Below are 23,945 nucleotides of genomic sequence, written 5' to 3'. Positions count from 1 at the left end.
ATACACCCATAATTTTAATGGGTGTATATTTTAGATTTTAAGAAAGTTATTTTTTTCTACATTTTCAACTACATGTTTTGCAATATCATCAGTTTTTATGGCTACTTGATTCGCTTTATCTGCAATTTGAGCATTTTGTTGAGTGAATTGATCTAATTGATTAATTGCATCTGATATTTGTGACATACCTATAGTTTGTTCTTTTGCAGCATTTGTTACATCGTCAATTAATTGATTTGTTTGTAGAACTTTATCTTCTAAATCTTCAAAGCCATTTATCATATTATTACTTATGTCTTTCCCTTCTGTTGCATTTGATGAAGCACTCTCTACTAAGTCTTTTATTTCTTTAGCTGCTTGAGCTGATCTACTTGCTAAATTTCTAACTTCTTGTGCAACTACTGCAAAACCTTTTCCTGCTTCACCAGCTGTTGCTGCTTCTACAGCTGCATTTAGAGATAAAATATTTGTTTGGAAGGCAATTTGATCAATCATTGTAATAGCATCTGTAATTGCGATTACCTTTTCATTTATATCATCCATAGCTTTAGCTGTTTTTGAAGCTAAATCTTTCCCTTTAGAAGATGCTTCTTTAGTTTGTGATGAAATTTCAAGCATTGTTTGGGCTTTATGACTTGTATGCTTTATATTACTTGTGATTTCTTCAATTGAAGCAGCAGTTTGTTCTAAAGATGCTGCTTGACTTGTTGCATTTGATGATAGTGTTGAGACACTAGAAGATAACTCTTGAGCATTATTATTTAAGATATTACCATCTTTATAATTATCATTTAGAATTTGAGTAATCATACTGTTTAGGTTAATAATTTCTTTTCCTATTTTACCTGAGTTTTTTTCATCTAAAGTTTTAGTAAAATCTCTATTTGCATAAGAGTCTAATACCTTACTTAAATTATTAATATTTTCACCAACTTGTTGTTTTAAATTACTTAACATATCATTTAATAAGTCTTTTAATTCATTTAAAGCTTCGTTTGAAGTAGAAGTTTGGACATTTTTATCTAAATATCCTTGACTTACGTTTTTTACAATTTCTTTTACATTAATTATTAAATCATGATCTTCTTGTATTAATTTTTTTGTTTTATTTATATTCTCATTTACTATTTTTGACATTTCGCCAATTTCATCATTTGCTTTTATCTTTAAAGGGTTTGTATCAGTTTTTTCTTTATTTAAAAAACTAAAAAAGTCAAGTAATCCATCTTGGAAGTTGTTTAAGGGTTTAATTAGTATTTTATTTAAAATAAATATAAAAACAAGTGCAACTAATATTGATATAATAAGGCTAGTTAAAATACTCTTGTAAACGATTGTATTAATTTGATCACTTGCTTTTTTCTGCATATTAATAACTTCGTTTTCTATATTATCAATATAAGCACCTGTTCCAACTATAAAATCCCATTCTTTGAATCTTTTAACATAAGAAAATTTAGGTTGAGGTTTTTGTTTTCCAGGTTTTGTCCATACATATTTTACTAAGCCACCTGAATTACTTTTATTTGCTTTTTTTACAATTTCTTTATAAATATAGACACCATTTTTATCTTTTAAATTAACAAGATTTTTACCATTAAGTGAAGGTTTTGCAGAATGCCCAATAACTACATGATTAGAATCGTTTATCCAGTAATAACCATTTTTCCCATATTGCATATTCATTACAGCAAAAATAGCAGCTTTTTTCATTTGCTCTTCATTTGAACTATTACTTTGCTTATAAAAAGACTCAATAACTTTATATGCAAGTTCTACATAGTTTTTGAGTTCATTTTTCTTTGTTTCATAAGCTTTTTCTCTAAAGTCACTTATATTTATTTCATTTAGTTTTGTAATTCTATTTATAGAATCTATTATAGATTCTGTAGATATAACAAAAATTGTACCAACAGCTAGAATGAGAAGTTTTACTTTTATCGATAGATTCTTAAACATATCTTTCCTTCTATAGCATAATATGCTATTATTTATATGTAAATAATTATACTATTAAAAACAAAGAAATACTATAAATTGGAATATTAAAGTATAAAATCATAAAAAAAAAGAATTTAAATAATTGTTTATAACTATTCAAATGCTATATAAACGCTATAGTATGGTAGTGATTTAAAATTTAATTTTGAAGTTAGTTTTGAAAAAAGTTTAGTATTTATCTTGATATTTTATGTATTTAAGGTTTTAACCTTAAATACTTTATTAGTTAAATTGAAATTCTATATCCTACCCCAGAAATATTTTTAATTAGATTTTTATATATTTTTCTTCTTATTTCTTTTACTACAGACCTTAAGGCATTATGTGTCATCTCACCTTTCCAGAGTTTTTCATTTATTTCTTCGTAAGAAACTGCTCTATCTTTATTTTCTAATATGTAGTTTAAGAACATGTTTTCTTTTTTTGATAGAGAAATTATCTCTTTATCTTTCAATAAAGTATTGTTATATTTATCATAAATAAAATCATTTTCTAAATAAAGAATATTAGAACTTAAAGAATCAATATTTTTAATAACACTTAAAATGATGTTTTCTAATTCTTCTTTATTTGGTGTATTTGTTAAGTATTTTATATTTGTTTGCATAATTGCATCAAAGTATTCTTTTTTTGATATAGAGTTTGTATAAATAATAATATGAATGTGTTTGTATTTTGTTCTAATGATATTTAAAATATTATTTGATATTTTTTCTTCACTAAAAATAATGTCAATTTTTGATTGTTCTAAAACATTTTTGATTTCTTCTATGTTTTTTTTCACAATAAAATTATTTGCATTTTCTTGTAAAGTGTTTAGAACTTCTGAATCTTTATTTTTTAATATATAAAGTATGTTTAAATGTTTTAATCTTTTCATAAATTACCTTCTAAATTATTTATAACGTGTTTTATAACATAAAAAAATTAAAAAGTCTTTTAAAAAGTTATTTAAAATATATAAATGAGGTAAAAAGTAGCATTGTAACTACTTTTCACTAGGTGCTAACATCTTTTCACAAATTTCTAATTTCATGCCATCATGAAAACTACAGTTTAAGCCACATTTAAAAGTGCCTGTTTTTGAAATACCCATTGTTTCAAGTTGTTTAATAGACTCTTCTTTACATTGTTTTAAAGAATCAAAAGTCATTGGACTCTTTAAATTTCTTTTAGTGTTTGTTTTATCTGGATATATAAAAGAATGCCATTTTTCAATCTTTTTTTCTTCTGTTCCTAAGCAACCACTTAAAACTAAACTAACACATATTGCTAATAATATACTTTTAATCATCCATAACTCTCTTTTTATTAAGATTCTAGTCAAAAAATAGTTATAAAGAGTTAAATTACAGTGTTATGTAGTGTTTGTTTTATTAAGTTTATATTATTTATTTTATGTTTAAGATTTAGATTTTCTAAATACAAAGTTATTGCTTTTCTTAATTGTTCACTAACTTTTGCTGTTGAGGCTGCTTTATTTATAGTATCTGGCTTGTATCCTAATTCATAAGATAGTTTTTTATATGTTAGATTTAAATCTTTACAAACTTGTTTAATCAGATTAGGGTTTAATTCAGTATATATTTTTTCATAAGAAATATTAAATGAAATACAAGTATTAATAACTAATTCTTTCTTATCAAGAAGAATATTTCTATAATGATACTGTGCTTCATAAGGATTAAATAGCATAAGATTTTCTTGTTCTATTGAAAGAGATAGTTCCTTTCCATTACAAGTAACCATTTCATTAAAAGCTTTTGCTAATTCTTTTTCTTCTAAATGAAGAAAAGTCTCTATAAATAAATAAGAGTTTACAACATTTGTTTTACTTCTTGGATCTTCAAAATATTGAAATGTAAATTCAATATTATTACCTTTATATTTAAGGTTTAGATTTTGTTTATTTATACTATCTTTCAAAGTTAGATGAAAATGAAAAATATTATCTCTATTATTTGTTTGAATATTTACAATATTTGTTATATCTATTTTTTCATTATTTAATAGAGTTTTAATTAAATCCTCAACATATTTAGAGTCTTTATGGATTTTTTTTATATCTCTTACAAGGTAAGGAATTGTTTTAAATAGTTTACCTACTTGTGTCATTTTAAGTCCTGTTATATAATCTTTTAATCTAATCCTATTATACAGATGAAGCTTAAAGTTAATACCTTATATAAACTTATTTTTAGTATGTTTTCTTAAAAAAAAGTACTTTTTTTGTAAAATATCATTAATTGCTATGAAAGTGCTATATAATTCAAATTAAAATGCTACACTTGCTATGTAAGGTGCTTTACAATTATTATACGTTTGTTATGTTATAATTATAAAAAGTAAAGAGAAGATAAATGAAGAAAGTTTTATTATTATTTTTTTTTATAATTAATATTTCTTTTGCAAAAGTTGATTATTCAGAAATGAGTACACAAGAGTTAATTGCAATTATAGGATATGTTGAAAAACAAAATATAAATAAATTTAAAAAAGAACTTCAGTCGAGAATTCCAACTATGAGTGCAAAAGAAAAAGAAGAATATAAAAAAAATATAAGTAAATTAAAATGAAAACAAAATTATTATTACTAGAAGATGATATAACATTAAGTGAAACGGTTATTGATTATTTTGAAGAACAGGGGTTTAATATAGTTCCTGCTTATGATGGTTTAGAAGCAATAGAATTGATTTATGAAAATTCATTTGATTTACTACTATTAGATGTGAATGTTCCAGAAGTAAATGGTTTTGAAGTTTTAGAAAGAATAAGAAAAGACGAAAATAATACACCTGCAATATTTATTACTTCTTTGAATTCTATGGACTCTTTAGAACAAGGTTTTAACTGTGGCTGCGATGATTATATTAGAAAACCATTTGAACTAAAAGAACTTTTATTAAGGGTTCAAACAATTATAAAAAGAGAGTACTCAAATAAATCAGATATTATTAAGATATCTGATAATATTCACTTTGATTTAACTTCTAATGAGTTGAAAAAAGATGAACAAAATATGAAACTTAACTTAAAAGAATTAAAACTTTTAAAGTTATTTTTACAAAATCCAAATGAGCTATTAGTACACGATAGAATATATGATAATGTTTGGGATTATGGAGAAGAATATAGTGATAACTCTTTAAGAACATACATAAAGAATTTACGAAAAATATTAGGAAAAGATAAAATTGTCAGTCTTAAAAAGCTCGGATATCGATTTAACCAAGAGTGAAACTAGAACACTTTTAGGTTTTAGTTTTCTATACTCTTTTTTAACCTTAATAATTATTGGGGTTGTATCTTATCTTTATTATACTTTCCAAAAAGATTTAATGCTTCAAGAAAAAAGACAAATTCTTCAAGAATACTCAAATGATTTTGTATTTAGATTAAAAGATCTTCATGTAAATTTTGATAAATATAAATACTATCCTAGAGATGAAAAATTTAATTCAGCTATTTATGATAGTGATAAAATAGAAATTTTTTCAACTTTGGAATCAAATAAAATAAAATTTGATGAAGTAGCTTATATAAGCAATGATAAAATTCATTTTATAGAAAAACCAGAATCTTATTATTTAGGAGCAAAATATATAATAGTAGAAGTATCAGATGACAAGATATGGTACACAAAAGTAAAGAGTGAAATTATGATGTTTAGCCTAATTTCTTTTGCTATTATGTCTATTTTGGGATATTTTATTGCGAAATTGTTCTTAAAACCAATGAGAGATTCTTTACATTTGCTTGATAGATTTATAAAAGATACGACTCATGAGTTAAATACTCCAATTTCAGCAATTGTAACAAATATAGAAATGATAGATAAGAGTTTACTTGATGAAAAAACACTAAAGAAAATTAATCGTATTGATATTGGTGCAAAAACAATTTCAAATATTTATGAGGATTTAACCTTTTTAACTTTAAATAATAAAATTATTTCAGAAAATAAACAATTAGAATTATCAAAAATTATAAGACAAAGAGTAGAATATTTTAGAAGTTTAGCAACAATAAAAAGAATTAAATTTGATTTGAATATACAAGAAAATAGTACTTTATGGTGTGATGAAAAAAAGTTTTCAAAGCTTTTAGACAATCTTTTATCAAATGCAATAAAATATAATAAAATAGCAGGAATAATAAAAGTTTCATTAATCAAAAATAAACTTATTGTTGAAGATACAGGAAAAGGAATGAAACAAGAAAGTTTAGAAAATCTTTTTGAAAGATATAGTAGATTTGATAATAGTGTAGGTGGTTTTGGTATAGGTTTAAATATTGTTTATTTAATAGCAAAAGAGTATAATCTAAAAATAAATGTAAGTTCAAAATTAAAAATAGGTACAAAAATAGAAATATCATGGTAAAACTATTTATAATGGTCATTTTTCTAACTATCTCTTTATTTTCAAAAGAGTTAAACATCTATGAACAAAATTGTGTAAAGTGTCATAAAAAACTTCCTGTTTCTATTGATAAATATTTTTATAGATATCTTTTAAAGTATAGTTCTCAAAGAGAAGTAAAAAAAGCAATGAGCTCTTTTTTAAAAAAGCCAAAAGAAGATGAAACTATAATGCCTGAAGCTTTTATAAAAAGATTTGGACTTAAAAAACCAACAAAATTAAATAATAAACAATTACAAAAAGCTTTAGATATATATTGGGAAAAATATAAAGTCTTTGGAAAATTAAAATAGATAAGGATTAATAAGTGAAAAAAATTTTATTTTTGATTTATGTAGCTGTAAGCTTATCTTATGGGGATGAATTTACAAAAGAAGATGATTTTTTTTATAATAAAGAATATACGAAGTGTGAAGATGTAGCTACATCAAATATTTATGAAAAAGAGTTTAAGGCTTATGATAAAAAAGATTTTGGACTTGATAGTTTTGTTGGACTTGCATTAGGTGTAATTGCTGGAAGTCAAGTTGGAGATGGTAGTGGTAAAGAAGCTGCTGCTGTTGCAGGAGGTGTTATTGGTTTATCCATAGCAAATAGTTTAAGAGAAGACAATACTTTTAGATATAACTACGATTCTTGTGGTAATAGTACTTCAAAAAGTGATAAGACTAAGAGTTTAGCTCAATAGTCTTGTCACTGTTTGTTGATTTATATTGTTTGATTGAGCAGCTCCAAATGCTCCTATTTGAGCTAAAATATTTTGTTTTGAAAAACTAGTAACCTCTGCTGCAAAATCAGTATTAAATACATCAGCAGCACCTAAAGTAGAGTTGCTTTGACTTAATAAATTTCTTGTACTACTTTCAAGTTGATTTTGTACAGAAGCAAATTCTGATTTTATATCATTTAGATCATTTATTGCCGTGTCTAAAGTATCAAGATATGATCTAGCATCATCTGATGTAAAACTATTTGGATCTTCATTTAAAAGAGAATCCAAATTTAAGCCTTGAGTATTTGATTGAACACTATTTGTTTGAATTGGTGTTCCTTCTTCATCAGAAGTTTGGAATTGTAAAACTTGACTTTCTCCTTGATTTTCAGAACTATTTTGAAGTAAGGTATTTCCATTATAGTTTGTTTGACTTGCTATATCATCAAACTGAGTAAGTAAGTTTTGAATATCATTTAAAATAGCTTCTCTTCCTTCTTGATTTGTAGTGTCAGTTGAAGCTTGTAGTAATTTTTCTTTGATATTATCAAGAATAGTTGCTTGCCCTGTAAGTGCACCATCTGCTATTTGTGTTAATGCAATACCTGAGTTTGTATTTTCTATTGCTTGAGTATAACCACTTGTTTTTAGATTCAAATTACTTAATATAGATAATCCAGAGGGATCATCACTTGCTTGATTTATTTCAACACCTGTAGATATTCTATTTAAAGCCTGATTAGCATTTAGGTATATACTATTATTTACATGAGAGTTATTATTTACTTCCATGATAAACTCCTTATACTATGATTTTATAGCTATTGATATTAATTTAAGATTAAACATATTGTTAATTAGAAAATGAGGCTATTTTGATATAATCAAAAATTAATAAGGTATAGAATGAATTTACAAACACAATTAAATGAAATAATCAATGTTATAAATAATAATGACTTTGTAAGAGCCCATGACTTATTTGAAGAGTTATGGAGAAAATATAAAAATGATGAAAAGACAAGAAAAGAGTCTTTTATTTTAAAAGCTTTTGTAAATGGTACTGTATGTATTGAACTTTATAAAATGAAACGTATAAAACATAGTATAAATGTTTGGAGTACTTATAAAAAATATGAATATCTAATTGATGAATTTAAAACAATAAATAGTACAAAATATCAAGAAATAAAACAATTAATATATAAGAAAAGAGAAGAGTTTATAAAGTGATAATATTAGATTTTGAAACAAATACACATAATATTGGTGATGTAATAGAAGTAGCAGCTGTAAAACTTGATATAGTTGAAAATGGTTTTAAAATTGTAGATAAATTTCATAGGTATTATTTATCAAGATATCCAGTGAATTTTTATTCTTATGCTGTTCATAGATTAACACCTGAGTTAATAAAAGATTATAGAAAAGATAAAGATTATCCTTCATATTTCAATGAAGATGAGGATTTTAAAGAGTTTTGCTATGAGGCAAAAACTTTAGTAGCTCATAATATTAGTTTTGAATTAAGGCATATAGATAAACTTGCGAATTTTCAAAAACATATATGTACTATGAAAGATAATAAACATTTAGTTAAATCTTTAAATAGTAAAGGTAATATTAAAAACCCAAGTTTAGATGAGGTTTGTGAGTTTTATGGGATTGATTTTGATGAAAACTCACATCATAGTGCAACTTATGATGTAAGTAAAACCTTTGAAGTTTTAAAAAAAATGGGAATTTTAAAAAGTAATTAATTACTTTCTAAAATTTCTATTTGAATCTCTTTTTGTAGTTTTTCTTTTTTTCTTTTTTGCAGGCTGTTTTGTGGATGTAGATTTACTTACAGCTTTTTTCTGACTAAGTTTTTGTTTAGGTCTTGGTTTAAGTCCTCTTGGTTTTTTTTCTGTTGGTTCAAAGTCTTCAATGATATCTTTTTTCAAGTCTAAAATTAAATCTTTTTCAATTTTCATCATCATTTTATAGTCTTTGATGCTTAAAAGTGTAATAGCAATACCTGCATTTCCTGCTCTTCCTGTTCTTCCTATTCTATGAGTATAGTCTGCAACTGTTTCAGGTAGTGAATAGTTTACAACTACAGGTAAAAGTTGAATATCGATACCTCTTGCTGCAATATCAGTTGCTACTAAAACTCTAATGTCTCCACTTTTAAATTTTCTTAAAGCTTTTGCTCTTGCTGTTTGTCTGATATCTCCATGAATACATGAAGCTTTTAATCCATCTAATTCTAAGTGTTCTACAAGTCCATCAGCTTCTTTTTTTGTATTTACAAAAACTAAAACCTGAGAGTAGTTTCTTGAACCAATAAGATATGATAGCAGTTCATTTTTTTTAATTTCATCAACTTTTATAACTTGTTGATCAATTACATCAACACTTGATCTTTGATTTGAAACTTCTATTACTGATGGAGTTTCTAAAAACTCTTTGGCAAGTTTTTTAACATTTTGATTTAGTGTAGCAGAGAACATCATAATCTGTCTATTCATACTTGCATTTGAGAAGATTTTTTCAATATCTTCTAAAAATCCCATATCAAGCATAGTATCAACTTCATCTACAACAAGAGTTGTAACTGTTGATAAATTAACAGTTTTGTTCTTGATATGCTCTAGTAGTCTTCCTGGTGTTGCTACAATAATATCAACACCTTTTGCTATTTTTCTTTCTTGATCTTTTGATGAAACTCCACCAAAGACTACAGTTTTTCTAATATCTAAATATTTACTAAAATCTTCAATAGCTTTATTGATTTGATTTACAAGTTCTCTTGTTGGAGCTATAATTAAAGCTCTTAATGGATGTCCTTGATTATTTGTTTGATGTATTTCATCAATTATTGGTAGTACAAAAGCTGCTGTTTTACCTGAACCACTTTGAGCAGTTGCTATAATATCTTTTTTCTTTAGCGCAACGGGTATACTTTTCTTTTGAATTGGTGTTGGTTGTTCATAATTTAAATCTTCCAAGGCTTTAATAATACTTGGGTCTAAATTTAATGAATTAAATGCTTTGATGATAATTCCTTTAATATCTTTTTATAATCGCGATTATATCTAAAAATAGATAATTTTAATCAATATCTTTTTTAGGCGCACTAAAATGGTATCCTTGAGAATAATCAATATCTAATTGATTTACAACTCTTAAAACATCTTCATCTTCTACAAACTCAGCAATTGTTTTCATTTTCATTTTTTTAGCAAAATCAACAATAATTGATACAACCATTTTTGAGTCTTTATTTTTATGTATATCTTTTATCATAGAACCATCAATTTTTATATAATCTGCTTTTAGTTTTAATAAATATTCAAAATTAGAATACCCAGTTCCAAAATCATCAATAGCAATTTTTACACCATATCTTTTAACTTCTGAAATAAATCTTGATACCTCTTCAAAGTTTTCTATTGATTCAGATTCAACTATTTCAAATACTACTTGTGAACCTATTTGGTATTTTTCTAGCATTAAGAATATGTATGATTGTATATCTTCATTTAAAATATCATCTATTGTAAGATTAATAGAAAATTCATATTTACTATTTATAAATCTTTCAAAGCTTTTTTTAATTACCGTTTTTGTGATAATACTATAGTGTTTTGTTTTTTTAGCAATATTTAAAAAGAAAAAAGGTGATATAACTTTTTCTTCCTCATCTATTAATCTAACTAAAGATTCGTATTTTTCAATTTTCCCTGATTTATTATTTATGATTGGTTGGAAAAATGGAACAATCTTATCTTTTTTTATAGCAATTTTTAAGTTTTTTGTCCATTTAATATTATTTTCATATATTTTATCTAAGCTATAGTCATCTTTATAAACTAAAATATCAATAGCATTTTTCTTTGCATGTTTTAATGCCATATTTGCAGTTGATAATATTTTTTGATTTTCTTCATAAGAAATTGCAGCTGTAATACTAATACTCATTTCTTCATTTTCTATTTTAAATAAAGTATTATTTATTTTTCTTATAAGTTTATAAATCTCCCCAAAAAAGGACTCTTTTTCATAATTTTCACTTAAGTTGGCTATGATAGCAAATTCATCTGCTTGTGTTCTATATATAGATAAATTTTTATTACTATTAAATCTATTTCTTAAAAAATCTGCTATTTCTATAATAAGCTTATCTCCAAAGAAGTGTCCATAAAAATCATTTATTTGTCTAAAATTATCAATATTTAAAAAACATAAAGCTGGAATATCAATATTTTTTATATCATTTATAAGTTTTGCTCTATTTTTCAGGTTTGTAAGTTTATCTGTATTTGCAGCTTTTTTAATTGTTTCTCTTTGTTCAACTAATTCTGTAATATCATATCTAAAAGCAATATATTTAGTAATGTTATTATTTTCATCTAGTAATGGTCTAATAATTAAATTTACCCAGTAATAAGTACCATCTTTTCTTTTATTTTTTATTGTACCTTTCCATGTTTTTTTATTTTGAATAGTTTCCCATAAATCTTTAAATACTTCTTTTGGTGTATCTGGATGTCTTACTATACTATGGGGTGAGCCAATAGCTTCTTTTTTTGTGTAACCTGATATTTTTACAAAATTATTGTTTACATAAGTTATTTTCCCATTTATATCTGATTTACTTACAATAGCAGCATCATCCATAATAGATTGGTAACTATTTAAAAAAGCTATATTTTTTTCTAAATGATTTGATAAAATCTCAAAATCACTTGTAATAGTTTGTATTTCGTCTTTATTTTTACTATTTTGTAAAGAGTTTATAGAAATAGGTAACTTTACTTTCTTTTTTATATCTTTTATCATATCTTGAAGATTATTTATTGGTTTTAAGATATATTTATTAGTAAATAGAAATGATAAAAATAATGTTGCACTTAAAATAAGTAACCAAATATAAATAATAGTTTTTATAGTACTTTCAACTTTTTCATTGATAATTTTTTTATTTAATATATTTAGTAAAAATACATTGTTTTTATCTTTTAAGAAAGTAACTTTTTTTATAGAATAATCTTTTGATTTTTTGATCTTATCAAGTTCTTTTTTATTTAAATTTTTTGTAAAAATATAATGGCCATTTTCAAGTTGTATAATTATTTGATTAATAAAGTTTTCTTTCAAATTATTTAATAAAGTTGAATTAATATCAAAACACATCTTAATATAGCCAACAGTTTTATTATCTACATAAACTTTTGATAAATAACAGTTTTCAATAGAGTTATTTCTTGAAATATATTTAAATTTATTAAGTTCTAAACCTTCAATACTAATTGCTTTAGGTAGTTCTTTATCTTGAGAATTTAGCTTATTAACAAATATTTTTTTACCATTTTTATATGAAGTATATCCTAGAAGTCTTTTGTCTTGCATCTTTGAATTTACTAAAACTAAGTTTTTATCATTATCAAAAATTTTTATTGATATACCTTCTTTTAAACTAATCCATTGTGAAGATAAATCTAATAGTTTTTCTTTTTCAAAATCAAATACTACATTTGAATAATTAGCTGGATTTTGATAATTTGAAATAAGATTTAATGTAAGTTTTAAATCTTCATTTTTTGAGATATTTTGAGATAGATTTTTTATTTGTTCTTTTTTTTGAGTTAAAAATAACTTGAAAATTTTTCTATCATGTTTTATGCTTAAGATAGCTTGCTCTTCAAAAACTGCATTTATGTTTTTGTAGTAAACAATACCACTTAGAAGTAAACTAAGTGAAGAAATCGAAAATATTAATATAAATAATTTATTCCTTAACAAATATATCCTTTAAAATAATGGTTCAATTTTATGTACATTTTCTTTTGTAACTTTAATAGTGTTTAAATTTATGTTTTTTGCTACTTTTTTATTATTTATTATATCTATAATTGCATGAATACCTTCTTTAGCAGATGTTTGATAGACAAAGCTTGCATATTGTTGACCCGAAGTTATAGCATTTTTTGCACTTTTTATATAATCAATACCAACCATAGGAATATTTATTTTTTTATTATATTTTTTCATAACTTTTCTAACACCTTCTAGCATACTATCGCTATGAGAAAATATGGCATCAAATTTAATATTATTATTGTAAATATCTTCCATAACATTAATTGCATTAGCTCTTAAGAAGTTTGCATTTCTTTTTATAATATTTATGTTTGGATGTTTTCTTATTATCTCTTCAAAACCCTTAGTTCTTTCTTGTGTTGATGAAGCAGATTTAATTCCTTGAAGTTCTAAAATTGTACCTTTGTAGTCTAATTCTTTTGCTAGAAGTTCTCCTGCTTCTTGTCCAATTTTTTTATTATTTGGAGCAATAAAGGTTGTATAGTTATTACTATTAACAGTTCTACTTAGAAGTATTACTTTTATTCCTTTGTCAATTGCTTTTTTTAAAACAAGACTAGTAATATTTGACTCTATAGGACTTGTGATAATAAAATCAACATTTTGTTCAATAAAATATTCAATATCTCTTATTTGTTTTGTTATTTTTGCATTTGCACTTCGTACTAGTAGTTTTAAATTTTTATATTTTTTTACTTCATTTCTAAGCTCATTTGTTTGTGCTAATCTCCAGTCATTTTTTAAAGTGTCTTGTGCAAAGCCTATAATATACTCTTTTGCTTCTATATTTAAAGACAATAAAAAAAACAAAGATATTTTTATAATTTTTGAAAACAATATTAATCCTTATATTTTCTTGCAATAAGTTAAAATTATATTCTATTTAAACTTAAATGACTTATTAAATGTTATTTTGGTATAAATATAGATATTACCTATATTTTAGGAGTTTACATGGCGAAACGAATTCTTTATCCTTTGATGTTGATACTTTTAGCATATTTGTTGTTTTCAAATGAAGATGCAAAAATTATTATTTCAGGTGTTGCGATTTTTTTAATTGGAATGGTTTTTATGGAAGATGGTTTTAAACTATTTAGTGGAGGTATACTAGAAAAAGTTATTCAAAAAAGTACTAGTAGTATTCCGCGTGCAATAGGAACGGGTTTTTTGTCAACATCAATAGTTCAAAGTTCTTCTTTAGTTTCAGTAATAGTAATATCTTTTTTAAGTGCAGGATTGATAAGTTTAAGCGGTGCAATTGGTATTGTTTTTGGATCTAATATAGGTACTACTACAACGGCTTGGATTGTATCTAGTTTTGGTGTCAAAATAAAAATATCAGCTTATGCTATGCCAATGATTATTTTTGGTGTTTTATTTAGATTTTCAAAATCAGATACTTTAAAAGGTTTTGGAAATGTTCTAGTTGGTTTAGGCTTTGTATTTTTAGGTATTTCTTATATGAAAGATGGTTTTGAAACTCTAAAAGCTGCTCTTGATTTATCACAATTTGCCATAGAAGGTTATTTAGGAATTGTAGTTTATATTGCTTTAGGTGCAATTGCCACTATTGTTATTCAATCAAGTAGTGCTACTATGGCTTTAATTATCACAGCTTTAGCAACAGGACAAATTATATATATAAATGCCCTTGAACTTGCTATTGGAGCAAATATTGGTACTACAGTTACAGCAGTAATTGCTGCATTAGCTTCTAACTCAAATGGAAAAAGATTAGCCGTTGCCCACTTTATTTTTAATATAACCACAGGAATTATTGCTATAGTCTTTTTATATCAACTTGCTGATATAGTAGACTTTTTAGCTAGTAAACTTTTAATAGCACAAGAAAATTATAGTATGAAACTTGCATTATTTCATACCATATTTAATATTATTGGAGTTTTAGTAGTTTCACCTTTTACATATAAATTAGAGAATTTTTTAAAAGGCTTATTTAAAAATGAAAAAACATCAAAATCAAAACCTAAGTTTTTGGATATAGGTTTAACAAAAATTCCAGATGCTGCTTTAATTGGTATAAAAAAAGAGATTTTTCATCTTTATGAAAATGCACAAGAAGTGTTATCTCATGGTATTTATTTACACAGGCATAACTATAGAGGTGTTCATGTGGATACTTTAAGTAAAATTGTAAAAAATTCGAAACTTGATATTAATACTGATGTTAATCTCTTTTATACAAATAAAATCAAAAGTTTATATGGAGAAATAGTAAAGTTTGCTGCTTATGCCCAAGAAAGTATGGATGAAAAAGATAAACAAAGGGTTTATGATTTAAAAATTGCTGCAAGAAATATTGTTGAATCTACAAAAGATATAAGAGATTTACATAAAAATATTACTATTTATTTAAAATCAAAAAATGAATATATTAAAGAAGAGTATAATGATATAAGGCTAAGTATTGTAACTGTATTGAAAACAATCTATGATATAAAAGATGAAACAGATGAAATAGAAATTTTATCAGCATTAGAAGTATTAAAAGATAGTTTAAAACATTTAGATATTTTGAGAACACAAAAAATAGATGAATTAATTAGAGAGGATAAAATTGATAAAAAAATGGCAACATCTTTAATCAATGATGCATCTTTTGCCCATGATATTTCTAAAAACATAATTGAAGCAATGAGTATTTTACTTATAGATAGTAAAGACATCCAAGAATTAGGAGAGAAAATATGAAAGTAGAAAAAATATTTGATGAAATAAAAGATTTATATGATTTATCTTTAGGCACTACAAATTTTAGAGAGAAAAAAAGAGATATAAAAAAAGAAATTGAATCTAAAATTTATAAAACAAAAAAAGAATTAAAAAATCAACACTCTAAAAAACAAAAAGAAAAATTAGAAAAAAAATTAGAAATATTAAAAAAATTAAAGAAAAAAGTAAAGTAGTATAAACTTTTTAATATAATAACTCTATGACAAACTTTCCTATAAATGAAGTAATACCTCAAATAAAAGAGGTATTACAAAAAAAATCAAATCTTATTATTGAAGCACCTGCTGGAGCTGGTAAAAGTACTATTGTTCCTATTAGTTTATTAAATGAATCTTGGATTGAAGATAAAATGATTATTGTTTTACAACCAAGAAGGGTTGCTGCTATTGCAGTTGCTACACAAATGGCTTATCTTTTAGGTGAAGAAGTAGGGCAAACTATTGGTTATCAAATCAAATTACAAAAAAAGAAAAGTCAAAAAACTAAGATACTAGTTGTAACAGAAGGGATTTTAACTAGAATGTTACAAACTGATCAAGCTTTAGAGAATTGTGCTTGTTTAATTTTTGATGAATTTCATGAAAGAAGTATCAATAGTGATTTAGGTTTAGCTCTTAGTTTGCAGTCTCAAGAATTAATAAGAGAAGATTTGAAAATAATTTTAATGTCTGCAACTTTTCAAACAGATGTTTTACAAAATATTTTAACTAATTTTGAATTTATAAAAAGTCAAGGAAGAATGTATGAAGTTGAAGATATTTATCTTCCTTTGGATATAAAACATCCTTCATTAAATCAATTAGATGAACTTTTATCAAAGTACGTCTTAAAAGCTTTAGAAGATAATGAAGGGGATATTTTAGTATTTCTTGCTGGATTTAAAGAAATAGATAATTTAAAGAGGCTTTTAGAAAATAGTTTAAGTGAAGATATCTTAATAACACCACTTCATTCAAGTTTATCACAAAAAGAACAAAATCTCGCTATAAATAAAAATAAAAAAAGAAAAGTGATTTTATCTACAAATATAGCCCAAACTTCAATTACTATTCAAGGTGTTAAAGTAGTAATTGATTCAGGTTTAGAAAAGCTTTTAAGATATGATTATAATACTGGAATGAATCATTTAGAATACTCTTTTATTTGTGAAGATAGTTCTATTCAAAGAGCTGGTAGAGCTGGAAGGTTAAGTGAGGGTGTTTGTTATAAACTTTGGCATAAAAAAAGAATATTAAATCCAAGCACAACTCCAGAAATTTTAAGACTTGATTTAAGCTCATTTCTTTTAGATACTGCACTTTGGGGTGTAAATAATTTAGAAGAGTTAACTTTATTAGATAAACCTAAAAAAGAGTTACAAAATGCTTCTAAAAAACTTTTAAAAAGTTTAGAATTACTTGATAAAAACGAAAATATCACTGATTTAGGAAAAGATGTTTTATCTTTGGGTATTCATCCAAGACTTGGGTTTATGATACTAAAAGCAAATAGTTTAGGTTTTGCAAAAGAAGCTTGTATTGTAGCTTCACTTTTAATTGAAAATGATGTTTTACAAAATAATACAAAAGATTTTATGACAAGGTTTGAGGCTGTAAATGAACAAAGTCATTTAAATAGTGTGAATATAACCAGACTAAAAATTGTAAAAAAACAAGCTAATATGTTTTTTTCAAGACTTCAAAATTTAAAAGAAATAAAAAAGCAAGAAAGGTTTGATAAAAAGCTTTTAGGAATCATACTACTTTTTGCATATACTGATAGACTAGCTAAGAAAAGAGAAAATAGTGACAATATTTATGCTTTAAGTAACAAAAAAGCTGCAATACTAGAAGATGAAACTCTTCAAAGAAGTGAGTATATAGTAGTTTGTAATTTAAGTGCTAAACAAACAAACTCTTATATAAATCAAGCTCTTAGTGTAGATTTGAAAGAAGTTAAAAAATATTTGTCTAATCATCTAAAAACCACTATCCAAACAATTAATAAAGATAGTTTTGAATTATATGAAATATTAAAGTTCGAAGAGCTTGTAATCTCTTATAAAAAAGCCTCAAATATATCAAAAGAAGATTATATTCAAGCGCTTTTAGATTTTATAAAAACAAAAGGTGTAAAAGAGATTTTAACTTTTGATAAAAAAGCAATATCTTTACAAAATAGAGTGAATTTTTATAATAAAGCACAAAAACAAAATTATAAATGTGATTTAGAATTAGATGATTTTTCAGATGAAAGTTTGAGTAAAGATGTAGATATTTGGTTAAAACCTTATTTAAATAATATAAGAAAATTAGAAGAATTAAAAAAGCTTGATATTTATACGATTCTAGTATCAAGCATAGAATATGACATCTTAAAGGATTTAGAAAGACTTTTACCTACACATTTTACTGTTCCAAGTGGTTCTAAAATAAGAATAGAGTATTCACAAGATTTAACGGCAATTTTAGCTGTAAAAATACAAGAAGTTTTCTCTTTAAATACTAGCCCTAAAATTTTGGATAATCAAATACCTTTAACTATATATCTTCTAAGCCCTGCAAGTAGACCTATTCAAATAACTCAAGATTTAAAAAGTTTTTGGGATAACTCTTATGATGAAGTAAGAAAAGAGTTAAGAGGAAAATACAAAAAACATTATTGGCCTCAAAACCCTTATGAAGCCGTGCCTACGAATAAAATAAAGAAAAATATGTAGTATGAACTGATATATAAATACTATTAATTAATTCTTTTTTATTATAAAATAAATAAAAAAAAGGATTTATTATGAAATTAGGGGTATCAGCTTGTCTAATGGGGAGCATGTGTAGATATGATGGGACTAATTCAAAAGATGGTTTTATAGTAAATACCTTAGGTACTTATTTTGATTTTGAGCCATACTGTCCTGAAGCAGAAGTTTTTGGAACACCAAGACCAACAATAAGATTAGTTGAAAGAAATAATGAAATAAGAGTTGTAACTACTTATGATAAAGAAGATTTAACTGATACCTTAGATGAATCATGTGAAAAAAATGTAAATAGGATAGAAAATGATTATTTGTGTGGTTTTATTTTAAAAGCTAGTTCACCTACTTGTGGTTTAGAGAGGGTTAAAGTTTACAAAGAAATAAATGCACCAAGTGAAAAAAAAGGTGTTGGAAGGTTTGCTGCTAAGATAAAAGAAAAGTACCCTTACTTACCCATAGAAGAGGAGGGTCGACTAAAAGATGCTTGGCTTAGAGAAAATTTTTTGATGCAGATATTTGCATACAAAAACTTACATGAATTTATAGATACTAAGCCAGAGTTTAAAGATTTAGTTCAATTCCACACAGATTATAAATATCTTATTTATGCAAAATCAACTAAAGCATATAAAGAACTTGGAAACATAGTAGCAAATCATGATAAAAAAGATGTTGAAGATATTCTAAGAGACTATAAATTGGCTTTTTTGAAAGCTATAAATGAAAAAGGGAATATCAAAAAAACATATAATGTACTCTTACATATCTTTGGGTATTTTAAAAAGCTTATTTCAAAAGAAGAGAAAGAAGAAATTTTAGAATCAATTGAAGATTATAGACAAAAATTAATTCCTTTAATCGCAGTAATTAAAATCATTAATGTTTATACTAGAAGATTTGATGTTACTTATTTAAAAACACAGGTATTCTTAAATCCATATCCAAAAGAGTTAGCTTTAAGATCTGATTTAAAGGCATATAAGTAATGAAACAAGTATTATGGTTTAGAAGAGATTTAAGAATAACTAATAGTGCAATACTTTCTAAAGCAAAAGATGAAGTGTTGCCTATTTTTATTTTTGATACAAATATTTTAAGCTCACTTGAAAAAGATGATAAAAGAGTGAGTTTTATATATAAATCAGTCATAGAGTTAAAAGATAAATTAAAAAGTATAGGTCTTGATTTAGCAGTTTTTTATGGAAAACCTTTAGAGATTTTCTCAAAGCTTAAGGATTTAGGTTTTGATGAAGTTTTATGTTCATCTGATTTTGATTCTTATGCAAAGAAAAGGGATGAGGAAGTACAAAAATTAATACCTCTTAAAAAATATAGTGATTCATATATTATTAAACCTTGGAATGCTTTAAAAAAAGATGGCACACCTTACAAAGTATTTACACCTTTTTATAAAAATCTCTCTTTTCTTTGGGAAAGTGATGCCTTAGAAGAGTTTAAAGCAAATAGAGATTTAAAGCTTTTTTCTTATGATTATAAGCAAATTCCAACTTTAAAACAAATGGGTTTTGAGACAGCTGAATTACCAGAGTTTTTAAAAAAAAGTGCTGATGAACTAATAAATGAATTTTCGTTAAAAATTGATGATTATGAAAAAAATAGAGATATTTTTTATAAAAGTGCAACTTCATCTTTAGCTGTGCATTTAAGATTTGGACTAATTTCTCCTGTTGAGGTTTTTAACAAAATCAAAAAACTAAAGAATGCAAATATTGAATTTTTTATAAGAGAACTTTTTTGGAGAGAATTTTATAACTATATTCTTTTTCATTTTCCTAAAAGTGAGTTCGAAAACTTCAATGGTTTAGAAGTTTCTTGGAATCAAAATGAAGAAGATTTTGAAAAATGGTGCGAAGGTAAAACAGGAGTACCTTTAATAGATGCAGCAATGATTCATTTTAATAAAACAGGAACAATGCATAATAGATTAAGAATGATTGTATCTTCTTTTTTAACAAAAAATCTTTTGATTGATTGGAAAAAAGGAGAGAGATATTTCGCCTCTAAGCTTTTGGATTATGATGCAAGTTCAAATATAGGTTCATGGCAATGGGCAGCTAGTACAGGTGCTGATAGTGTTCCGTATTTTAGAATTTTTAATCCTTACACTCAAAGTGCAAAATTTGATAAAGAAGGATTATTTATAAAAAGTGTAATGCCAAAATTTAAAGATATTGATCCTAAATTATTCCATAAAGAAGGTGCTTTATCAAACAGTTTATTTGTGGATTATATAAAACCTATAGTTTCTATTGAATTTTCAAGAAAAAGAGCCTTAGAAGCTTTCAAAGGAGCCAAAAATGAAAAAGCTTGATATCGCTGTAGTTGGTTCTGGAATAGGGGGTAGTTTAATAGCTTCACTAAATAGTGATAAAAACTTAGTACTATTTGAAAGGGATAGAAATCTTGGTGGTTGTGCAAGTACTTTTAAAAGATTTGGAAGCTATTTTAATGCAGGAGCAACTACTTTTGTGGGTTATGAAAAAAATCATCCTATAAAAGAGATTTTTGATAAAATTGATTTTAAACCAGATTTATTAAAAAGTCAAGTTGCTATTAGAACTGTTCAAAATAAAAAGATTTTAGATAGAACAAAAGATTTTGATAAGTTTTTAGAAGATATAAATAAAATTTATCCAAATAAAAACAATGAGCTTTTTTGGAAAAAACTAAAACAAATTGATGAAAAATTTTGGAATTTAAAAAAACTTTACTTTGCAAAGTATAGTTTAAAGGCTTATATAAAAAGTGCTATTTTTGTAGCTGAACTTTTAAAAGAGTTTAAATTTGATATCTTTAAAAGTGCAAAAGGCTTTATAAAAGAAACTTTAGGTGATATAAGTGATGAGTATCAAAATTTTATAGATGCTCAATTGTTTATTACAGTTCAAACTACTTCAAAAAATATTCCTTTATTATCAATGGCATTGGGATTATCCTATCCTTTTCATGATGTTTACTATGTAAATAAAGGAATGGGACATATTTTTGATGGGATATTAAAAAGTGTAAATATTCACACTAAAGAGGAAGTATTAAAAATAATAAGAAAAAATAATGAGTATTTAATTCGAACTAATAAAGATGAGTATTTAAGTAAAAACATTATTTTAAACTCTACAGTATTTGATAGTAGTAGTTTTTTTGAAGATGAAAAAATAAAAAATTACTATAATTCTTTTAAATTCAATGATCAAAGTGCTTTTGTTGTATATTTAAAATTAGATATAAAGCCAGAGCTTATACATCATTATCAAATTATTTTAGATGAAAATATTCCAAATTGTATTTCAAACTCTTTTTTTGTATCATTTTCTGATGTGAATGATGAGGTATTAAGTAAAAAAGGTTTAAGTGTAACTATTTCATCACATACAAAAGCTAATTTATGGAAAGAATTTAATACAAAAGAGTATGAAAATAAAAAATTTGAAACAATGACTTATATTATAGAAGAGTTTTTAAATAATTTTGATATGATAAATAAAAATAATATTAAATCATTTTTTAGTGCAACATCTACTACTTTTAATAGTTATATAAATAGATTTAATTGTGGTGGTAGTGCTATTAGTATAAAAAATGCTTTTAGTCTTCCTTCTTGTAAAACACCTTTTAAAGGGCTTTATAATGTAGGAGATACAGTTTTTGCAGGACAAGGTTGGCCTGGTGTTGCTTTGGGTGTACAGGTTTTAAATAAGGAGTTAAATGAAGAGTTTCGAACTTAAAGTATCTTTTCAAGACTGGCTTTATATAATTGTAATTGCTGCATTTTTTGGATTTTTAATCTCTTTAGTTTTTTATTTTTTAAATGAAAATTTACAAAGAGCATCAACTATAATTTTTAGTACTTTTAGTGCTATTAATATTTCTATATTTGCTTCTGTTTTAATAACTATTTCAAATAATTTTATTCTTCCTAAAGTAAGTAAGCAGTTTTGGTACTTAATAAGTTTTGCTTTCTCTTTTTTATCTGGAGCTTTAGGTTTTTTATTTTCTTATATTTTCTTTTCAAAATTTAATATAAAAATAGTAGATTTTATTGAACCTTATGCAACGTATATTGGTATTACAATAGGTTTTCTTACTTTTTTAATAGGGCTTATTTTACATCAGTTTATTTCAATGAAGTATAAAAATGAATCAATAAAAAGTGAAATTTTGGAGACAAAACTAAAGGCTTTAGAGAGTGAATTAAATCCACACTTTTTATTTAATGCTTTAAACTCTATTAGTGAACTTATTTATATTGATAAGAAAAAAGCCGAACAATCAGTAATTAATGTATCAAAATTTTTACGAAATGCAATTTATACACAAAGTTTAATTAGTTGTGAAAATGAGCTTGAAATGGTTAAAACTTATGTAAATATAGAAAATACAAGATTTGAAGACAAGATAAAACTTTTTATTACATCAGATAATTCTAGTATGAAAAAATATATACCAAAATTCTCTATTCAGCTTTTAGTTGAAAATGCAATAAAACACGGCTATAGAGGAATTGATTTAAATATTTTTATAGAAATTAAGCAAGATAGAATTGAAGTTTGTAATGATGGGAAAGTAAGTGATAATGTAAATTATGGAACTGGTTTAAAAAATCTTGATAAAAGACTACAGTTATTAGAAATAGGTAGTTTAGATTATGAAATTGAAGATAAAATGAAGTTTATTATAAGGTTAAATAATGAAAATATTGATAGTTGATGATGAAAATTTAGCAATTAGTAGATTAAAAAGGTTGTTAAATGAAGAGGGTTTAGAGGATATTACAAGTTTTACAAATCCTCATGAAGCTTTAAAGCAATGTACAAAAGCAAAATATGATGCTGTTTTTTTAGATATTTCAATGCCTGAAATTACAGGTTTAGAATTAGCTAATAAAATATTAGAGCTAGAACCAAAAACTTTTGTAGTATTTCAAACAGCTTATGATGAGTATGCACTTGAAGCCTATAAAAATGGTGGAATGGGTTATTTATTAAAACCAATTGATAGTGAAGCTTTAAAAAATGAATTGAAAAAAATTGAAACTTATACACAAAACTCTATAAACAAAATACAAGATAAAAAGATTATTGCCAAAAGAGGGGACAAAATATATTTAATTGATTTGGATGATATTTATTATATAAGAGCAGATTTAGATGAAGTTATCATAAAAATAAAAGAAACAGATGCTTATGTGCGGAAAAAAATTGGAGACTTAGAAAAGCTGTTATCAAATAAAAACTTTTTTAGAGTACATAGGTCTTATATTGTAAATGTAGACAAAATTAAATCAATGCAAAGTGTGGAACAATCAAAACTTCAAATCTCATTTGATGATATTGATGAAGTAGTAACATCCTCAAAAGATGGAGCAAAAGAGTTTAGGGAGTATTTAGAGAGAAGATTGTTATAAGTTAACATTTTCTATATATTAAAT

22 protein-coding genes and 1 pseudogene are annotated in these 23,945 nt (G+C 24.7%); 15 read left to right on the top strand and 8 right to left on the bottom strand.

The genetic code is table 11. The features are described 5' to 3' along the window. Positions 1 to 30: 30 nt before the first annotated feature. From ACH5BK_RS02825 to ACH5BK_RS02810, 4 genes and pseudogenes are all read right to left on the bottom strand, one after another. A pseudogene (locus ACH5BK_RS02825) lies at positions 31 to 1,860 on the bottom strand (methyl-accepting chemotaxis protein); the annotation flags it as partial. A gap of 367 nt (positions 1,861 to 2,227) precedes the next feature. Next, positions 2,228 to 2,881 (bottom strand): transcriptional regulator, encoded by a 654-nt coding sequence (locus tag ACH5BK_RS02820; protein WP_404304290.1) that lies wholly within the window; start codon positions 2,879 to 2,881, stop codon positions 2,228 to 2,230. A 108-nt stretch (positions 2,882 to 2,989) separates the two neighbouring features. Beyond that, a complete protein-coding gene (locus ACH5BK_RS02815; protein ID WP_404304289.1) occupies positions 2,990 to 3,295 on the bottom strand; it encodes a hypothetical protein in 306 nt (101 codons plus the stop codon). 50 nt (positions 3,296 to 3,345) lie between these two features. After that, positions 3,346 to 4,116: a hypothetical protein gene (locus ACH5BK_RS02810; protein ID WP_404304288.1), complete on the bottom strand. Its 771-nt coding sequence runs from the start codon at positions 4,114 to 4,116 to the stop codon at positions 3,346 to 3,348. A gap of 245 nt (positions 4,117 to 4,361) precedes the next feature. On the opposite strand from ACH5BK_RS02810, the gene ACH5BK_RS02805 reads away from it, so the two are divergent. The 5 genes from ACH5BK_RS02805 to ACH5BK_RS02785 all read left to right on the top strand — a co-directional run bounded on the left by ACH5BK_RS02805 (position 4,362) and on the right by ACH5BK_RS02785 (position 7,113). Then, entirely contained in the window at positions 4,362 to 4,577 is a 216-nt protein-coding gene (locus ACH5BK_RS02805; protein WP_404304287.1) for a DUF1104 domain-containing protein, read from the top strand. Beyond that, positions 4,574 to 5,242 (top strand): response regulator transcription factor, encoded by a 669-nt coding sequence (locus tag ACH5BK_RS02800; RefSeq protein WP_404304286.1) that lies wholly within the window; start codon positions 4,574 to 4,576, stop codon positions 5,240 to 5,242. The genes ACH5BK_RS02805 and ACH5BK_RS02800 overlap by 4 nt, the downstream gene beginning before the upstream one ends. Positions 5,243 to 5,342: 100 nt before the next feature. Continuing rightward, positions 5,343 to 6,386, top strand: a complete 1,044-nt coding sequence (locus ACH5BK_RS02795; RefSeq protein ID WP_404304285.1) for a sensor histidine kinase — start codon at positions 5,343 to 5,345, stop codon at positions 6,384 to 6,386. Then, positions 6,380 to 6,718, top strand: a complete 339-nt coding sequence (locus ACH5BK_RS02790) for a hypothetical protein (RefSeq protein ID WP_404304284.1) — start codon at positions 6,380 to 6,382, stop codon at positions 6,716 to 6,718. Before ACH5BK_RS02795 ends, ACH5BK_RS02790 begins: the two co-directional genes overlap by 7 nt. 14 nt (positions 6,719 to 6,732) lie before the next feature. Continuing rightward, on the top strand, positions 6,733 to 7,113 hold the full coding sequence (locus ACH5BK_RS02785; RefSeq protein WP_404304283.1) for a hypothetical protein: 381 nt from the start codon (positions 6,733 to 6,735) through the stop codon (positions 7,111 to 7,113). Here ACH5BK_RS02785 and ACH5BK_RS02780 read toward each other — a convergent pair. Then, positions 7,102 to 7,929 carry a flagellin gene (locus tag ACH5BK_RS02780; protein ID WP_404304282.1) on the bottom strand — a complete coding sequence of 276 codons (828 nt, stop codon included), beginning with the start codon at positions 7,927 to 7,929 and terminating at the stop codon, positions 7,102 to 7,104. The genes ACH5BK_RS02785 and ACH5BK_RS02780 overlap by 12 nt on opposite strands. 114 nt (positions 7,930 to 8,043) lie before the next feature. On the opposite strand from ACH5BK_RS02780, the gene ACH5BK_RS02775 reads away from it, so the two are divergent. Together ACH5BK_RS02775 and ACH5BK_RS02770 are read left to right on the top strand one after the other, a co-directional pair. After that, complete coding sequence (locus ACH5BK_RS02775; RefSeq protein ID WP_404304281.1) at positions 8,044 to 8,370, top strand: DUF309 domain-containing protein; 327 nt, start codon at positions 8,044 to 8,046, stop codon at positions 8,368 to 8,370. Then, a complete protein-coding gene (locus tag ACH5BK_RS02770; RefSeq protein ID WP_404304280.1) occupies positions 8,367 to 8,897 on the top strand; it encodes an exonuclease domain-containing protein in 531 nt (176 codons plus the stop codon). Before ACH5BK_RS02775 ends, ACH5BK_RS02770 begins: the two co-directional genes overlap by 4 nt. Here the strand turns inward: ACH5BK_RS02770 and ACH5BK_RS02765 are convergent, their stop codons facing one another. From ACH5BK_RS02765 to ACH5BK_RS02755, 3 genes are all read right to left on the bottom strand, one after another. Then, positions 8,898 to 10,130, bottom strand: a complete 1,233-nt coding sequence (locus ACH5BK_RS02765) for a DEAD/DEAH box helicase (RefSeq protein WP_404304279.1) — start codon at positions 10,128 to 10,130, stop codon at positions 8,898 to 8,900. It lies immediately after the preceding gene. A gap of 103 nt (positions 10,131 to 10,233) precedes the next feature. Beyond that, positions 10,234 to 12,927, bottom strand: a complete 2,694-nt coding sequence (locus tag ACH5BK_RS02760; RefSeq protein WP_404304278.1) for an EAL domain-containing protein — start codon at positions 12,925 to 12,927, stop codon at positions 10,234 to 10,236. Between the two features lie 9 nt (positions 12,928 to 12,936). Continuing rightward, a complete protein-coding gene (locus ACH5BK_RS02755; protein WP_404304277.1) occupies positions 12,937 to 13,842 on the bottom strand; it encodes a substrate-binding domain-containing protein in 906 nt (301 codons plus the stop codon). Positions 13,843 to 13,959: 117 nt separating this feature from the next. Between ACH5BK_RS02755 and ACH5BK_RS02750 the strand changes: the two genes are divergently transcribed. The 8 genes from ACH5BK_RS02750 (at position 13,960) to ACH5BK_RS02715 (ending at position 23,921) form a co-directional block, all read left to right on the top strand. Continuing rightward, a complete protein-coding gene (locus tag ACH5BK_RS02750; protein ID WP_404304276.1) occupies positions 13,960 to 15,720 on the top strand; it encodes a Na/Pi cotransporter family protein in 1,761 nt (586 codons plus the stop codon). After that, positions 15,717 to 15,935 carry a hypothetical protein gene (locus ACH5BK_RS02745; protein ID WP_404304275.1) on the top strand — a complete coding sequence of 73 codons (219 nt, stop codon included), beginning with the start codon at positions 15,717 to 15,719 and terminating at the stop codon, positions 15,933 to 15,935. Before ACH5BK_RS02750 ends, ACH5BK_RS02745 begins: the two co-directional genes overlap by 4 nt. A 26-nt stretch (positions 15,936 to 15,961) precedes the next feature. After that, positions 15,962 to 18,460, top strand: coding sequence for an ATP-dependent helicase HrpB (hrpB, locus tag ACH5BK_RS02740; RefSeq protein WP_404304274.1), 2,499 nt, complete (start codon positions 15,962 to 15,964; stop codon positions 18,458 to 18,460). A 71-nt stretch (positions 18,461 to 18,531) separates the two neighbouring features. Beyond that, on the top strand, positions 18,532 to 19,482 hold the full coding sequence (locus tag ACH5BK_RS02735; protein WP_404304273.1) for a YbgA family protein: 951 nt from the start codon (positions 18,532 to 18,534) through the stop codon (positions 19,480 to 19,482). Beyond that, positions 19,482 to 20,828: a cryptochrome/photolyase family protein gene (locus tag ACH5BK_RS02730; RefSeq protein WP_404304272.1), complete on the top strand. Its 1,347-nt coding sequence runs from the start codon at positions 19,482 to 19,484 to the stop codon at positions 20,826 to 20,828. Before ACH5BK_RS02735 ends, ACH5BK_RS02730 begins: the two co-directional genes overlap by 1 nt. Then, positions 20,815 to 22,242 carry a phytoene desaturase family protein gene (locus ACH5BK_RS02725; RefSeq protein ID WP_404304271.1) on the top strand — a complete coding sequence of 476 codons (1,428 nt, stop codon included), beginning with the start codon at positions 20,815 to 20,817 and terminating at the stop codon, positions 22,240 to 22,242. Before ACH5BK_RS02730 ends, ACH5BK_RS02725 begins: the two co-directional genes overlap by 14 nt. Further along, positions 22,223 to 23,224, top strand: coding sequence for a sensor histidine kinase (locus tag ACH5BK_RS02720; RefSeq protein WP_404304270.1), 1,002 nt, complete (start codon positions 22,223 to 22,225; stop codon positions 23,222 to 23,224). Before ACH5BK_RS02725 ends, ACH5BK_RS02720 begins: the two co-directional genes overlap by 20 nt. Then, positions 23,205 to 23,921, top strand: coding sequence for a LytR/AlgR family response regulator transcription factor (locus tag ACH5BK_RS02715; RefSeq protein WP_404304269.1), 717 nt, complete (start codon positions 23,205 to 23,207; stop codon positions 23,919 to 23,921). Before ACH5BK_RS02720 ends, ACH5BK_RS02715 begins: the two co-directional genes overlap by 20 nt. Positions 23,922 to 23,945 lie beyond the last annotated feature (24 nt).

The organism is Arcobacter sp. YIC-80, from assembly GCF_044841725.1.
Taxonomy (GTDB): domain Bacteria; phylum Campylobacterota; class Campylobacteria; order Campylobacterales; family Arcobacteraceae; genus Arcobacter_B.
This window is presented reverse-complemented; position numbering and strand designations above follow the sequence as displayed.

Bases quoted from the DNA above. Each gene is read 5' to 3' on its own strand.
- ACH5BK_RS02820 (WP_404304290.1), bottom strand. From the start codon at position 2,881: ATGAAAAGATTAAAACATTTAAACATACTTTATATATTAAAAAATAAA.
- ACH5BK_RS02815 (WP_404304289.1), bottom strand. From the start codon at position 3,295: ATGATTAAAAGTATATTATTAGCAATATGTGTTAGTTTAGTTTTAAGT.
- ACH5BK_RS02810 (WP_404304288.1), bottom strand. From the start codon at position 4,116: ATGACACAAGTAGGTAAACTATTTAAAACAATTCCTTACCTTGTAAGA.
- ACH5BK_RS02805 (WP_404304287.1), top strand. From the start codon at position 4,362: ATGAAGAAAGTTTTATTATTATTTTTTTTTATAATTAATATTTCTTTT.
- ACH5BK_RS02800 (WP_404304286.1), top strand. From the start codon at position 4,574: ATGAAAACAAAATTATTATTACTAGAAGATGATATAACATTAAGTGAA.
- ACH5BK_RS02795 (WP_404304285.1), top strand. From the start codon at position 5,343: ATGCTTCAAGAAAAAAGACAAATTCTTCAAGAATACTCAAATGATTTT.
- ACH5BK_RS02790 (WP_404304284.1), top strand. From the start codon at position 6,380: ATGGTAAAACTATTTATAATGGTCATTTTTCTAACTATCTCTTTATTT.
- ACH5BK_RS02780 (WP_404304282.1), bottom strand. From the start codon at position 7,929: ATGGAAGTAAATAATAACTCTCATGTAAATAATAGTATATACCTAAAT.
- ACH5BK_RS02775 (WP_404304281.1), top strand. From the start codon at position 8,044: ATGAATTTACAAACACAATTAAATGAAATAATCAATGTTATAAATAAT.
- ACH5BK_RS02750 (WP_404304276.1), top strand. From the start codon at position 13,960: ATGGCGAAACGAATTCTTTATCCTTTGATGTTGATACTTTTAGCATAT.
- ACH5BK_RS02745 (WP_404304275.1), top strand. From the start codon at position 15,717: ATGAAAGTAGAAAAAATATTTGATGAAATAAAAGATTTATATGATTTA.
- hrpB (WP_404304274.1), top strand. From the start codon at position 15,962: ATGACAAACTTTCCTATAAATGAAGTAATACCTCAAATAAAAGAGGTA.
- ACH5BK_RS02735 (WP_404304273.1), top strand. From the start codon at position 18,532: ATGAAATTAGGGGTATCAGCTTGTCTAATGGGGAGCATGTGTAGATAT.
- ACH5BK_RS02730 (WP_404304272.1), top strand. From the start codon at position 19,482: ATGAAACAAGTATTATGGTTTAGAAGAGATTTAAGAATAACTAATAGT.
- ACH5BK_RS02725 (WP_404304271.1), top strand. From the start codon at position 20,815: ATGAAAAAGCTTGATATCGCTGTAGTTGGTTCTGGAATAGGGGGTAGT.
- ACH5BK_RS02720 (WP_404304270.1), top strand. From the start codon at position 22,223: ATGAAGAGTTTCGAACTTAAAGTATCTTTTCAAGACTGGCTTTATATA.
- ACH5BK_RS02715 (WP_404304269.1), top strand. From the start codon at position 23,205: ATGAAAATATTGATAGTTGATGATGAAAATTTAGCAATTAGTAGATTA.